11 protein-coding genes and 2 pseudogenes are annotated in these 14219 nt (G+C 36.5%); 6 read left to right on the forward strand and 7 right to left on the reverse strand.

Going from position 1 to position 14219, the window contains the following annotated elements:
* Positions 1 to 224 precede the first annotated feature (224 nt).
* From QFZ31_RS05335 to QFZ31_RS05345, 3 genes are read left to right on the forward strand one after another with little or no spacing between them, the layout of a single operon-like run.
* The gene (locus QFZ31_RS05335) at positions 225 to 416 is read left to right on the forward strand and encodes a hypothetical protein (protein ID WP_307301505.1); all 192 of its coding nucleotides are present in this window, start codon (positions 225 to 227) and stop codon (positions 414 to 416) included.
* Between the two features lie 18 nt (positions 417 to 434).
* Positions 435 to 1817 (forward strand): spore germination protein, encoded by a 1383-nt coding sequence (locus QFZ31_RS05340; RefSeq protein ID WP_307311388.1) that lies wholly within the window; start codon positions 435 to 437, stop codon positions 1815 to 1817.
* 36 nt (positions 1818 to 1853) lie between these two features.
* Positions 1854 to 3014: a Ger(x)C family spore germination protein gene (locus tag QFZ31_RS05345; RefSeq protein WP_307301507.1), complete on the forward strand. Its 1161-nt coding sequence runs from the start codon at positions 1854 to 1856 to the stop codon at positions 3012 to 3014.
* A 7-nt stretch (positions 3015 to 3021) separates the two neighbouring features.
* Here the strand turns inward: QFZ31_RS05345 and QFZ31_RS05350 are convergent.
* Positions 3022 to 4114: pseudogene (locus QFZ31_RS05350) on the reverse strand (GerAB/ArcD/ProY family transporter).
* Positions 4115 to 4523: 409 nt separating this feature from the next.
* On the opposite strand from QFZ31_RS05350, the gene QFZ31_RS05360 reads away from it, so the two are divergent.
* Positions 4524 to 5144 (forward strand): NAD(P)-dependent oxidoreductase, encoded by a 621-nt coding sequence (locus QFZ31_RS05360; protein ID WP_307311390.1) that lies wholly within the window; start codon positions 4524 to 4526, stop codon positions 5142 to 5144.
* Positions 5145 to 5588: 444 nt separating this feature from the next.
* On the opposite strand, the pseudogene QFZ31_RS05365 reads toward QFZ31_RS05360, so the two are convergent.
* Together QFZ31_RS05365 and QFZ31_RS05370 are read right to left on the reverse strand one after the other, a co-directional pair.
* Positions 5589 to 5915: pseudogene (locus tag QFZ31_RS05365) on the reverse strand (transposase); the annotation flags it as partial.
* A gap of 504 nt (positions 5916 to 6419) precedes the next feature.
* The gene (locus tag QFZ31_RS05370) at positions 6420 to 7811 is read right to left on the reverse strand and encodes an MATE family efflux transporter (protein WP_307301513.1); all 1392 of its coding nucleotides are present in this window, start codon (positions 7809 to 7811) and stop codon (positions 6420 to 6422) included.
* A 641-nt stretch (positions 7812 to 8452) separates the two neighbouring features.
* Between QFZ31_RS05370 and QFZ31_RS05375 the strand changes: the two genes are divergently transcribed.
* Positions 8453 to 10585, forward strand: coding sequence for a glycoside hydrolase family 3 protein (locus tag QFZ31_RS05375; protein WP_307301515.1), 2133 nt, complete (start codon positions 8453 to 8455; stop codon positions 10583 to 10585).
* A 310-nt stretch (positions 10586 to 10895) separates the two neighbouring features.
* Here the strand turns inward: QFZ31_RS05375 and QFZ31_RS05380 are convergent, their stop codons facing one another.
* Entirely contained in the window at positions 10896 to 12008 is a 1113-nt protein-coding gene (locus tag QFZ31_RS05380; protein ID WP_307301517.1) for a tubulin-like doman-containing protein, read from the reverse strand.
* Between the two features lie 295 nt (positions 12009 to 12303).
* On the opposite strand from QFZ31_RS05380, the gene QFZ31_RS05385 reads away from it, so the two are divergent.
* A complete protein-coding gene (locus tag QFZ31_RS05385) occupies positions 12304 to 12771 on the forward strand; it encodes a low molecular weight protein-tyrosine-phosphatase (protein WP_307301519.1) in 468 nt (155 codons plus the stop codon).
* Between the two features lie 36 nt (positions 12772 to 12807).
* Here QFZ31_RS05385 and QFZ31_RS33775 read toward each other — a convergent pair whose 3' ends face one another.
* The 3 genes from QFZ31_RS33775 to QFZ31_RS33780 all read right to left on the reverse strand — a co-directional run bounded on the left by QFZ31_RS33775 (position 12808) and on the right by QFZ31_RS33780 (position 14193).
* Positions 12808 to 13029 (reverse strand): DUF3231 family protein, encoded by a 222-nt coding sequence (locus tag QFZ31_RS33775; RefSeq protein WP_373459827.1) that lies wholly within the window; start codon positions 13027 to 13029, stop codon positions 12808 to 12810.
* Positions 13030 to 13082: 53 nt separating this feature from the next.
* Positions 13083 to 13490, reverse strand: a complete 408-nt coding sequence (locus tag QFZ31_RS05390; RefSeq protein WP_307301520.1) for a VOC family protein — start codon at positions 13488 to 13490, stop codon at positions 13083 to 13085.
* A gap of 193 nt (positions 13491 to 13683) precedes the next feature.
* Entirely contained in the window at positions 13684 to 14193 is a 510-nt protein-coding gene (locus QFZ31_RS33780; RefSeq protein WP_373459828.1) for a CBO0543 family protein, read from the reverse strand.
* Between the last annotated feature and the right edge of the window lie 26 nt (positions 14194 to 14219).

Genomic DNA, 14219 nt, shown 5'->3' on the forward strand with positions numbered 1-14219 from the left:
AAATAATATGGTTTATGTTAATAAAATTTATTGTAAAAGGTTATTCCCGCTTTTTGTATTAATTAGCTAAAACATTAGATAAAGTATAAAGATTAAAAAGATATTATTCAATGTGATAATTTCTATTTATATCATTACTTTTACCTATGGTTATTTTTGCATATTTTCTTAAAATATAGGTGATTCTAAAACATGCTAATGACTGGCAAAGGAGATATACTCTTATGGAAAATAATAGATTACGCCGGTTAATCAAAAAAACAAATCATAAAAGTCAAAAATCACTATCATCTAACAATCAAATTAAAATAAAAGAACCATTAACAACTAATTTATCAGACAATATCATTTTGCTAAAAAAAATTTTTCATAATTGCAGTGATATTGTTTTCAGGGAAATAGTTTTAGAAAACTAAGAAAAAATTCATGCACAAATTGTTCATATTGACGGAATTACAGATAAAAACACCATTCACGACAACATCATGAGTTCATTATTACACAAGTTTCATTTGCTACAGACAAATGGAGTATTAAATTCAGGTGAAAGACTTTCCCAAATTAAATATAGTCTAATAAGTATCGCAAATATTAAAGAATCATCGGATATTGAAAAAGTAATCGATGAAATATTGAATGGAGAAACTGTCATCCTTTTAGATGGTACCGCAGTATGCCTATTCGCTAGTACTAAGGGAGGCGAAGTACGCCCTGTGTCTGAACCTGCTACAGAATCTGTTGTTAGGGGGCCAAGACAAGGGTTTACTGAGAATCTTAGAACAAATACATCTCTTGTGAGAAGAATTATTAAAACTCCCGAATTAAAAATGGAGAAATTCATTGCCGGTACAAAAACTAAGACCAATATCGTTGTAGCTTATATAGATGGTGTTGCTAATGAGGACGTTATTAAAGAAGTAAGACATAGAATAAAAAAGATTAATATTGATTCCATCCTTGACAGTGCGTATGTTGAAGAATTAATTGAAGACAATCCTTACTCCCCTTTCCCGCAAATAGCCCATACGGAGCGGCCCGATAAGGCGGCAGCGGAATTGTTAGAAGGCCGGGTTGTTATTTTAGTTGACGGAAGTCCTTTTGTTTTGATGGTACCAACCGTTTTTATTCAATTTCTCCAATCTAGTGAAGACTACTACGAGCGGTACATATTTTCTTTTGCTGTAAGGACTGTACGTTATTTCGTTTTTGTGGTCGCGTTAGTACTACCATCTGCTTATATCGCAATTACCACATATCATCAAGAGATGCTGCCCACTCCCCTCCTTATCAGTGTTGCAGGTGCTCATGAGGGGGTACCATTCCCTTCATTTATAGAGGCGATTCTTATGGAGATAACATTTGAGGCTCTCCGGGAAGCTGGTGTCCGGTTGCCAAAGCCGGTTGGACAAACAGTAAGTATCGTCGGTGCTTTAGTAATTGGAGAAGCTGCAGTGTCTGCTGGAATCGTTTCCCCGCCGATGGTAATCGTGGTCTCGCTTACCGCCATTGCTTCCTTTGCTATTCCAGCATTTAATATTGCCATTAGTATAAGAATGCTCCGTTTTCCTTTAATGATAATATCTGGTGTCCTAGGATTTTACGGTATTATGCTGGGGCTAGTTGCGATCCTAATCCATGTATGTTCTCTACATTCATTTGGTGTCCCATACCTAACTCCAATTGCTCCATTTAATTGGAGTGGGATCAAAGATACGATTTTTCGTGCTCCATGGTGGAACATGAAAAATAGACCTGAGTTAATCAGTTCCGAGAATCTCCAAAGGGAAAAAACGTCGAAACCTGGTCCATCTAAATAACTTCTTTTTAAACCTGTATATTAATTAGGAGGTCCCATGAAAAAGAAAGGTTTATTTTACCTATTAGTATTTAACATGACAATATTTTTAACAGGGTGTTGGGACCAAAATGAAGTTGATGATTTGGCCATTGTAATTGGAATTGGCGTAGACAGGGTACCAGGGGAAAATCCTATTCAAATTACTGTTCAAATTGTTAATCCATCATCCACTATAAAATCTGGAGAAGCCAATGGAAAGCCATTTGTCTTATTCACTGTAAAAGGAAAAACAGTCTACGACGCCGTCAAAAACTTTTCCAAGGAATCATCGCGTAAAATCTTTTTATCTCATAACTACGTAGTTGTCTTTGGTGATAAAATGGCCAGGCATGGATTAGAAAATGTGCTTGATTATTTTGAGAGAGAGCCATTATTTCGTAGAACTTCATGGATGATTGTTACAAATGGATCTGCGAAAGAAATACTTGAAACCGAAATTGACCTTCAAAAATTTCAAGCAATTGGAATAAAAAATATGATCAAACAATTTAAACGTGAATCCTTGGTAAAAGTAATAAAATGGGAAGATTTTATAAGTGAGTATGAAAGTGGACCCACTTGTGCAACTGCAACTATGTTAGAAGTATCGGAAAGTAAACCGCAAAATAAAATTAAGTTAAATGGTACGGCTCTTTTTAGTAAGGATAAACTTGTTGGCTATCTCGATAATAAAGAAAGCATTGGGTTAATGTGGATTCTAAATGAAATAAAAGAAGCAAAAGTGGGTATAAACTGTCCAGGTAAAGAAAAGGGATCGATTAATTTTAAAGTTACAGAAACAAAACATTCAATCGAACCCTTCATTAAGAGTGGGAAGCATTTATCCATTGATTTGGATATTACAGCAGATTCTACAATAGCAGAAGTAAATTGTGAAAACGTCAACCTTGAAAGCCAACAGGTGCTTAAGGAATTAGAAAAAATGCAGGAAAAAGAAATTAAGAATCAAATTCAAATGACCATTCAAAAATCTCAAAAGTTAGGAACAGATCCCTTACAATTTGGGGAAGCATTTCGACGTTACGATAACAATGAATGGAAAAAAATAAAAAAAGATTGGAGTAAACATTTTAAGGAGATTGAAGTGTCTATTCATGTCACTAGCAAGATAAGATTAACGGGTACAAAGTCCGACAAAGTAAAAATCATCAATTAATCCCCCATTAGCCTTGTTTGTCAATTCGTTTTCTCTTACGTATCCTAGCAATTATCAGCAAAAGTAATGGGATTCCAAACAAAAGGACAGGCATAGTAATTCTTTGTGTAATAAAAACAGGATATAGAATGTCCGACTTAACAATACTACGAGGCAATAAGCTGATGATATAAACAATGGGTGCATTAATAAAAATCATTTTCTTCCAGTCTTTTATTTTTAAGAATTGTGCCGAGCCGTAGCTTGCCACAAAGAAAAATATTGCTAACCGCATGAAAACACTTGTCAACCACACAACAATAAAAATAATATCAACATTTTGGATAAAATCTGCTACAGAGATAACTCTGATTAACCGGAAATAAGGATACCACATATGTGCAGGTAAATTTGGACCGAATGTAGCAATAACAGTAAGGGTAGCAAGCGAAACCATGATAGCAGGTAAAGCCGTTCCCCATAAGGCGGGAAATAAACTTTCCTTTGGCTTTTTCATAAACACAATTAGCATCATGATGATTGCGTTTTGGCCAATAAAACCAGCAGTCGGAACAGCTCCCTTTATGATAGATAACAGCCCTGTCTCTGAAATTATAGGTGTCAATTTATAGAAGTCAACATTATTTAGATTTAAAAATAATGTAATTAAAACAATGAAAATAATAATAGGACCAATAAATTCTCTACATCGACCAATGACTTCTATTCCTTGATAGGTAGCATAGCACAATTAAAAGCATACCTAATATAATAACCCAAGTAGGAGTCCTAGGCATGGTTAATTTCATTAGTTCTGAAAATTCGCGTAAGATTAAACCGATTACCGAATACCATTGAGCAAAATAAATTAAAAGAATTACCCTACCAATCTTATTTCCTAGAATTTCTTGAATATATTCAATAAAGGATTGATTGGGAAACATCTGGCTGAGTTTTACTGCAATGAAAACAATGAATATGCTTAATCCTCCCCCAATTAAAACAGATAACCAAGCGTCTTGCCTAGAAATATCAATGGTTTGTCTTAATATGAGCATTATAGCTACACCAAGTGCATGTGTAGTCAGCATCCAGAATATTTGAACTTTAGACAACTTCATGTGACTTTCTGACTCCTTTATATAACCTGTCTATTTAATTCTTATATTAGGTTTGACAGAGCTGTATGCACTTAAACGTTTAATGTGTCTATAATTTTTTTTGATAAGATTTGATTTAAATAAACCGCTATCAAGATTTGTATGTTCCAGAAGCAAGGGGCAAAAGGCATTGAGATTCGGAATACTGCTGAGCAATTATGAAAAGCCGATGCGGTTATTTTTGCAGCTAACGTTGGCGTTAAGAATGAAGATGATATACTCCTCTCCCAAAAGTAAAAACATCCGTTTCAGCACCGCTAAATTTCGTAATTTAACTCAATGACAAAAACAGGATACATTTGTTGAAGAAGACGATATAATTACTTTTAAGTGTAGGGTAATATTGTATCGTATAAGGGGGTTCGTAAACATCAATATTCTAATTTTAGGTGCAACTGGACGAGTTGGATATCAATTAGTAACTTTTGCTCTTCGTGACCGACATCATGTAACTGCATTAGTCCGCTCTCCTGAGAAAATTCAAATAAATAGTGTTAATTTAACTATTCTTCAAGGTAATGTTTTAAATAAAGATGATATTGTCCGTGCCATGCGTGAGGTTGATGTAGTTATTAGTGCATTAAATACTGATGGGACTACCACTTTATCTGACAGTATGCCATTAATAATTGATGCAATGGAAAACGCAAGTATAAAACGAATCATAACCATAGGCACTGCAGGCATTCTTCAAAGTAGAACAAGCCCAAATACACTTCGTTATCAGTCAAGTGAATCAAAGCGCAAATCAGTCCGCGCAGCGAAAGAACATCATAAAGTTTACAATATGCTTAAACAATCCACACTCGAATGGACTATTGTCTGCCCTACCTATTTACCAGATGGTAAGAGTGTAGGTAATTATCGTGAAGAACGTAATTTTTTACCGGAGGGTGGGGTTGAAATTTCCGTGCTGGATACAGCAGAATTTACATTTAGCCAGATAAAAAGTAGTGATTATCTAAAATCACGTGTGGGTATCGCCTACTAATTATATTCTTAAACTACTTTGTTATTTGCTAGGAAATATAACCTTTTAACATACTGTTAAGGATATTGTAAAAAAAGAAAAATTTAATAAACAATATTAAATTAATAAAAGACATTCATGGTGAAAGAATGTCTCATATTGTCGAGAAAGGTATCTCTCTCGGCAATTTTTATTTTTCTGCCTGCCCAAAGGCCTGTTGACTTCCGCTCCAGGTGCTTCGCTTTCCGCGGGCGTGCCGGGGAGCCTCCTCAGCCCCGTACTCCCGCAGGAGTCTTCGCACCTTCCGCTCCAATCAACAGGGAGAATGAACCTGGAGATTGCCACACACTCTTTCCAACCTGGCTAAGTGCGTGGTAATCTTTTTCATGTTTTGGTATGCTGCGGCGCAGATTCAAAAGAACTGCATGGGCTTCGCTATTGCAGGTTACGGGGATTGCGAAATGCGAGTGACCAAGTGTTACCGAAGCTTCGCTCTACTTTTTCTTTTCTAAATTTATATAGTATTTTACCTGACTTTGAAAGTCGGTTAAATCGAACCTTTTCCTTATGTTCCTCCCAAACATGTCTGGTAACTACTTTTGTTTTATTTTGAGATTTTGTACACTCCTGCAAGAGTGGGCAGTTGACACACTTTTTAGGATCTGACATATATTCCCAATATCATTCCCTTGTAGTTGTACGATATTGTAAATACTGACCATTTGGACAAACATACAAATCTCGTTCTTTATCATATGTAAACTTCCATTCAGGGAATAAACCTTTTGTTGGGTCCGAAGGACGCCCGTTATTTTCTGAATAAAAAGGACGGACCCTCTCACCAATAAAAGAAAAATCTATATATTTGTCCACCTACCTTAATAGGTAATCTTGCGGTACTAAATCATCAATAAAAACAAATTCAGCTTTCGTTTTGAATTTCTCTTTTTGGCTTGTACATTCTATCCACCGTCCTGTTATTTAAAGTTACATTACCGTGGTGAATCGTTTAAGTGATTATAAAATATAATAGCTGTCGAGATTTTCTCGACAGCCTGAGACATTCTTGGTAACAGAATGTCTTTTTTCGTAGTTCGAATCCTTTCTCAATCCAACCTGCTTAGCTTAATTAATTCAATAAAAAGAGCGCCAATCCTAAAAATCAAGATAACCCTTCCACTCTTCTGGCACAAATGACATAACACCATTTGTACCTTAAGGCTCTTAAAAATTAACAAAAATTATTTTTTTACGAAGACTATTCTATCAAAAACTAAATATATCAAAATTTGTTAATTACACGAGCTTATGCGCGTACCATTTTTTCCCTTTGAAACGCATGTTAAAGATGATAGCCCTAGAGCCCCATTCGACGATCATGGCCATCCAAACACCAATAATACCAAATCCTAAGGTAATTCCTAAAATATACCCAAGTACTACCCGCAGCAGCCACATCGACACCAATGAGGCCATTGATGTAAAGTTGGAATCCCCTGCTGCCCGTAAGGCGGATGGCATAATAAAGCTTTGTGACCACACGATTGGTTGGGCAATCGCAGATATTAAAATCATTATAAAGATGGTTGGGATAATTTCATCCGGCGCGTTGAACATTTTGATCAATAACGGAAATAATGGTAATAATACAGCTGCTGCTATTACAAAGAGGATGGCGGAAAATCCAATCAACGAATTCGTAAACTTCCTTGCATCCCTTATGTTCCTTCGTCCGATACACTGACCAACAACCGTTACACTGGCAATGCCTAGAGAGTTCGGCCCTAATTGAAATAACATGGCAATAGAATTAGCAATTGCAAATGCTGTCAACGCTAGAGTTCCTAATTGCACAATAAATGTTTGGGTTAACAGCTTACCCCCATTGAAAAAGATTTGTTCGGCTGCAAAAGGAAGACCGATAAACATGACCTTTTTTAAAATAGCGTAGTCAATCCGCAATGCATTTTTTATTTTGAAATGGAACGTCTCATTGTATCTTGTAATATAAATTAATGAAGCTGCCGTTCCTAAAGTTCTTGCCAGAATAGTGGAAATCACGAGGCCTTCCATACCCATTTTAAATAGTAAAATAAGCAAAACATTTAGAATCGTATTAGTTAAATTCATTAATAGGGATAACTTCAAGCAGGGTTTGGTGTTCCCAACCCCTCTTAAAGAGCCAGTAATAGCTTGAAATATGGCGATGAGCGGATAAGAAATACAGCTGCCGATTAGATATATTTTTGCATTATGAAACACTTCTGCTTCAGCTTGCCCGAAAAGAATATTTAAGATAGGCATATGAAATATAATGACAAGGATACTAATAAGGACTGCAAATATCGTAACTGCAGATATGGCTTGCGTAGCTGTTTTGGACACCATCGCTCCGTTTCCACTGCCTTTATATTGTGCAACCATAACGGTTCCTCCTGTTGCCACAGCAATAAAAACATTTGCCAAAAATATATTTAACGAATCAACCATACTCACCGCACTGACCGCAGCAACCCCAGCTGAACTAATCATCGCTGTATTTAATAAACTCATTAGGATTAAAAAAGCCTGGTCTACAAATATTGGCATGATAATCGCGAATATTTTCTTGTAGTCTATTGATTCTCCAGTAAAATATTTGTCTAACAAACTAACCGTACCATACCTAATTTTCAGCTCTAATTTCATCACACAACACTTCTTTGCTATTTTTTGTGGAATCCAACAATGAATACCAAATTTACATGCATAATCATACCACATTTGCGAGAAAATACATGCTTTTTTATGACTGTTTCTGTGGAATTTTATATTTAAACCGAAAAAGGAATATATTAATCTATCTAACAACCTCTGCTGAAATTTCTTTATTAATAGGAATTTCAACAGAGGTTTGTTCTTTGCATGGATGTGCAAAACTTCTCACTGACTATTGATTAACGATAACTTTGTTTGTAATGAACACCTCTAACCTAATAACAGCCAAATCCGAGAATTTTTCCATCTTTTTAATGCATTTTCTACTCTACATTGGTAGTGATTAAGTAATAGGTATTATCTATTATTTTTCAGAATATTAAAAAATCACAAATTTATCTAAATAAAATCGCTACTTTGTATGTCCTTACCTCTCGTACACTTAATTTGGAAAAGAAAGCGTTTACTTAAATTATAGGGGTGATTGTCTAAAACATAATATTCTATTTATTTTGTTTTGCTGTGTGAATGTGGCCTGTTGATTTACCCCTTGGAGGTTCTATCAACATAATTAATGACCTTTCGCACAGCCCATTATGTAAGACTATTATAAAAATGAGGGAGGAAAAAAGGTGGGTTTATTGAAAAAAATAAAAAAAGCAGCTGTATTATCAGCGGGAGCACTGATGTTATCATCGTTAGTGATTCCTTATGCCTCGGCTGACCGTGGAAATGATAACAAAGCAGAGGTTAAAACAGTCCCTCAACTTAGTGTAACATCAAAGGATATTCTTACCATAAATGGTAAGGAGTACAAAGATTTAAATGATAATGGAAAACTAGACAAATATGAAAACTGGGACCTACCAGTAAATGTACGTGTAAAGGATCTTGTTAAGCAGATGACCCTTGAGGAAAAAGCCGGGATGATGTTAATCTCTTCTCATTATATGGGAAACAGCAGATCTTGTCCGGACACGGGGGACTTTATTACATGTGAGCAAGATACACTAACTAGTACTAATCGCTGGTCTGTTCCTGGTCAGCAATTCTATGAATTTAATCCGCCGATTGTTGAAGCATCTGCTGCGACAAAGGGAATTCAGGAACGGAATTTACGCTACTTAATTATTCGGGACAATCCTGCTGCTAAAGATTTAGCCTCATGGATCAATGAGCTACAAAAAATTGCTGAGGATACAAGACTAGGAATACCTGTCGTCATGACATCAAATCCTCGAAATCATGCTGGAAATTTAGCATTTGGTTTTAGCGAAGCATCCGGACAGTTTTCATTATGGCCAGGTGAACTAGGACTTGCAGCTACACGAGATGCAGACCTAGTTAAAGAATTTGGTGAAATTGCTGCGAAGGAATGGACTTCTACAGGAATTCGTAAGGGTTACATGTACATGGCCGATGTCGTGACAGATCCACTATGGAATCGTATCAACGGTACTTTTGGAGAACACCCTGACCTTGCTTCTGAAATGATTTATGCAGTGGTTAAAGGATTCCAAGGTGATGAGCTTGGTACACATAGCGTTTCACTAACGACAAAGCATTTCCCTGGCGGCGGTGCTCGTCAAGATGGTCATGATCCACATTATGAGTGGTCTAAGTTCAATCCATATCCAACGGAAGGCAGCTTATATAAGTACCACCTTCCATCCTTTAAAGCAGCGATTGAAGCCGGAACGACATCAATCATGCCTTATTATGCCTACCCAAGTAATGAACATAGCGTGCCTCAGTTGAAAAAAGGTGAGGAGTTTGAGGAAGTGGGCTTTGCCTACAATAAAAGGCTGATCACAGATTTGTTGCGCAAAGAGCTTAAATTCAAGGGATATGTAAATAGTGATACGTCCATAATCTACTCTATGCCTTGGGGAGTAGAAGATCTGACAAAACCTGAACGTTATGCGAAGGCTATTAACGCAGGAACAGATATTGTTTCCGGTGAAGCGGATCCTACTGACCTTATTAAAGCAGTTAAGGATGGATTAATTACCGAGAAGCGAATCGACGAAGCGGTATCAAGACTTCTAAGCGAAATGATGGAATTAGGTTTATTTGAAAATCCGTATGTTGATCCGAATCAAGCACAACAGATTGCCGATGACCCAGCTTCACAGGCAAAAGCAGATGAAGCACACCGTAAATCCGTTGTCTTGCTGCGTAATGATGATAACACATTACCTCTGAACGATAATAAAGTCGAGGATATTAAATTATATATTGAGGTATTCTCCTCCGGAAACAGCGCACAAACTAGAACTGCTGATTTGAAAAAATCGATAACACAGTATGATCCAGCTATCCAAGTAGTTGACAACTTAGAGGATGCTACTCACGCACTAGTTTATGCCATTCCAAACACAGTGCCTGATCGTCCGGACATTCCACTTTCTGTTGCTCTAGGTGCAGAAACAGGCATAAATGTGGAAAGAATTAAAGAAATTGAAGAAGCAGTTCCTACCATCCTGACCGTCAATATGACAAGTCCATGGTTAATTGGAGAGATTGAAGAAAACGCGGCAGCTACTTTAGCAGTATTCGGAGTGAAAGCAGAAGCGTTAGTCGATGTGATTCGCGGCAAATTTGCTCCAACAGGAAAACTTCCATTCACCATCCCTGCTGATCAAGAAGCAATTAATAATAACAATGGTGATGTTCCCGGTTACGATGAAGATCCTTCCTATGTATATCGTGATAAGAACGGTAATGCATATGGGTTTGATTTTGGCCTAACCTATGAAAAGTAAACAACATATCGTTTAAATAATTTAAAATGGGCTGACTTAGCATAGTCGTTATAAAACGGCTAGTATAAGTCAGCCTAACTTTCTTTTATTTTGGTTGTTATTGCTTAGATTAATGTTTATAAAGGGTCTTGAGGTCACATCGCACGACCTGTTAGAAGGATTAGTCTTTAATCCAGGGTCTAGCGGACAAATCCCTATTCAGAAAGTTTTGTCCTTAAATATAGGGTTTTTTTGAAAAGTAACAAAGTTTATGAAAAGAGTCCTTATTTAAAGATATATCTCTTCCCTACTGTGTTTCCTTTCAGTCTGGTTATTTCTTTTGATATTTATTTAACTTAGTAGTGATAGATACCGGCTTTCTGTCCTGTTTCAGCAGTTTTAAGTTAGATGCCCAACGGATACCAGATTCGTAATTTTGGGTATTTTCCTTTTTTACTAGGTTCTGTAGTCGTTCTTTATTCTTTTCTATCGATTCTTCCACCGAGAGCATCCGGCGCGTTGGAAAGGATAATCCTGCAAGAACCGTTGTGATCGTTGGGTCAGTTTCTGTGATGTACGTTCCTTCAAATAATTGCAGAGGTTCCCCCACTCTTTCAAAGATGGACGGTACATTTATCAGCTTTGAAATGTTCTCAGGTCCCTCATAGATCAAGCCAGCTCGGATTACCCCTTGCGATTCAACAGGACAGAAAATCGAGTTTTCCCAAGAAACCTGGACTTTCTTTGATACTTCCGATGTATTCTTTGCGTCCGTAATCGGAGCAGAAGAGATAATCGTTACACCTCTGGATCCAAGGATATTCATTAAATCGGTTTCATCAAAATTGCCAAAGAATGAGCTTTTCTTCGTGATTTTCAGAAGATGGTTTATCGCCTCTATGGCTTGAAGATTAGCAGATAGGTAAATTTCGTGTTTACTTGATTGTGGTTTCTGTTTACGCATTTGATCATTGTCGACAAGGAATACAGAAGATATCCCTTCGATATTGGAAAGTTCTTCGATACACTCTGCGGTATTAATACGATTTCCTGCTAATACATTTCGTTCAGGTATAATTGCAATCGCCCCTACCTTGACACCAGGCAGTTGATCCATTAACAGATCAATTAGCATTGGACTCATCCCAGACCCCGTGCCACCGTCCGTTGAAAAAGCGACTAATAGGAGCTTAATGTTTTTAAAGGAGCTGTTAACAAAATCAATAATTTCCTTATAGTTTTCTTGAAGCGCCCGTAATCCCAATGAACGATCTTGACCTGCACCATTATATCCTGGAACAAAAAACTTTTTTTCTACCCTGGTGTTTACAACACCATCCCGTTGATTCGTATTAATGAGAGCTGTCGGAAAATTCAAGGCTGATGCAATTTCAGCTATATTCCCACCTGCTTGACCTACGCCCAAGATTCCAATCGATTTCACCAAACACGCCTCCTTAATAAGTTAATTATCTAAGTTTGTAAAATTCAGAAGTATTTTTACCAATCATGGATATGGAAAAAACAATCCTTATACCATTTTTACTATTTAGATGTACAGATTATGACCAAAATATGTCCCTGCCCTTTATAACAGCGCACATCTATTTTCATGGCTGTTATAGATTTCGTTATTAATGTTGTTTTTTGTATTTCAATTTACAATCTTTGATAAAATGCTTAGAATGGTCGTTATGGAAGACGAAACGTAGTTTAAAAGATTAAAAGGAGTTTTTAACATGATTAATGTATTATTTGTCTGTTTGGGAAACATTTGCCGTTCACCAATGGCTGAGGGCGTGTTTCGTGACTTACTGAAAAAGGAAAATTTGTCTAGTAAGGTCAGCGTTGATTCAGCTGCTACAAGTTCTTGGCACATCGGTTCTCCTCCGCATAAAGGAACTCTTGCCATCTTAAAGAAATACAATATTTCCGCGGAAGGACTTGTCGGGCGTCAATTAACAAAGAAAGACTTTGAATCGTTCGACTATATCATCGGGATGGATGAGAGCAATGTTAAGAACATTTTCGAGATCACCGGTAAACCGAAACATCCGAAAATTATCCGTCTGCTCGATTTAACGGAACATAACAAAGATGTCCCTGATCCATATTACACGGGAGATTTTGAGGAAACCTATCAGCTGGTTACAGAAGGCTGCCATGCATTGCTAGAAAAAATTCGTAATGAGCAAAACTTAAGCTAAAAAATATCCCACCAATTAGACGATAAAATGCCCGTTTTAGGTGCGTTCTAAAAACAAGTAAATTGCGCAAGTACCGATACCTGAACCGTATGAACCAATGGTTGTGGAACCTAAGAGGGATTTATGATACATCATATGACAGTGAGAAAAAGGTGCTGTTGTTGAATTAGTTACTTCTGCTTCCTCCGATTTTGATTTTGGAAGATGGTCTTGGGACAAAATCGATTCTAATATTTCAATTATCGATGTAAATAACAAAAAAACAGAAACTGTAAGGCTTCTGTTTTTTTGTTACGCGAGTATCACATCAGCTAAAATGCACTTTCATCCATATAAACGACTTCCCATATATGACCGTCTAAGTCCTGAAAACCCCATCCATACATAAATCCATGATCTTGAGGGTCGCTATAAGTTTTTCCGCCAGCTGAAATCGCCTTATTTACCAACTCGTTCACTTGCTCTCGACTTTCAGTAGATAAACAAAAAATCGCTTCGGAGGCAGTAGTAGTATCCACAATTTCCTTCTTACTAAACTCCTTGAAACGTTCCTCATTCATGATTAAAGCAAAAATATTGTCATTGATGACTATACTAGATGTGTTCTCATCGCTAAATTGTGGGTTGAGTTCAAAACCGACCTCAGTTAAAAAGTTGGTGGATTTCTTCACATCTTTTACTGGTAAATTGATAAAAATATTCTTGGATTTAAATGCCATTTTTTTTGCCTCCCATTCACATTATTCTGATTATTACAAATTACTTGTTTACTTGGGTTAAATAATCACCAATTTCGTATTAAAATATTCATTCCTCAACTAACATCGCCCGATAATTTAATAAGGTTCTATAAAGTTAACATAAACCCTTCCGGATCAACGCACCCAATAGTTGAATAAGAAAAGGTTAGTGTTAAGGCAACGGAACATGAAAGTAAATAATAAAAAAAGCTGTAAATAGAAACGAAACAATCCAAGCAGAAATGGGTTTAAGGTAATGAAATCTCAACATAATAACCCATAAGAAATTAAAGGCTACTGACCACCAATAATTCCAACCGTTATGATAGGTGATTTTTTCAGCAATAAACATGATCGTTTCAATCCCAGCAAGAATGGATCCTGTTATTATTAAATATAGTATTACTTTCTTCCGAGTCTTAGGTAAATAAGACAAGAACAGTATTGCAATGCACGGTAGTATAATGAACGATTGTACTAAAATAGAAAACGTGAAATTCAATAAAAAATCAGGTTCCAACCTCCATAGAAAGTGTTTTTTGCCAACAAAGAAGCAATATAATAAATTGTTTAAAACAAGGTATAAAATAGTTGGGTAATACTTTTTCCAATTTTTTATATCTCCAAATTTCCAGCAACAGAGTATAACAGTAAGGCACAGAAGAATACGCAATAGAAACACCCTTATTAAACAGTTTGGTTTTAATA

The organism is Neobacillus niacini, assembly GCF_030817595.1.
GTDB classification, from domain to species: Bacteria; Bacillota; Bacilli; order Bacillales; family Cytobacillaceae; genus Neobacillus; species Neobacillus niacini_G.

Excerpts from the sequence above, each read along its gene's own strand:
- QFZ31_RS05335 (WP_307301505.1), top strand. The coding sequence starts at position 225 with ATGGAAAATAATAGATTACGCCGGTTAATCAAAAAAACAAATCATAAA.
- QFZ31_RS05345 (WP_307301507.1), top strand. The coding sequence starts at position 1,854 with ATGAAAAAGAAAGGTTTATTTTACCTATTAGTATTTAACATGACAATA.
- QFZ31_RS05370 (WP_307301513.1), bottom strand. The coding sequence starts at position 7,811 with ATGAAATTAGAGCTGAAAATTAGGTATGGTACGGTTAGTTTGTTAGAC.
- QFZ31_RS05385 (WP_307301519.1), top strand. The coding sequence starts at position 12,304 with ATGATTAATGTATTATTTGTCTGTTTGGGAAACATTTGCCGTTCACCA.
- QFZ31_RS05390 (WP_307301520.1), bottom strand. The coding sequence starts at position 13,490 with ATGGCATTTAAATCCAAGAATATTTTTATCAATTTACCAGTAAAAGAT.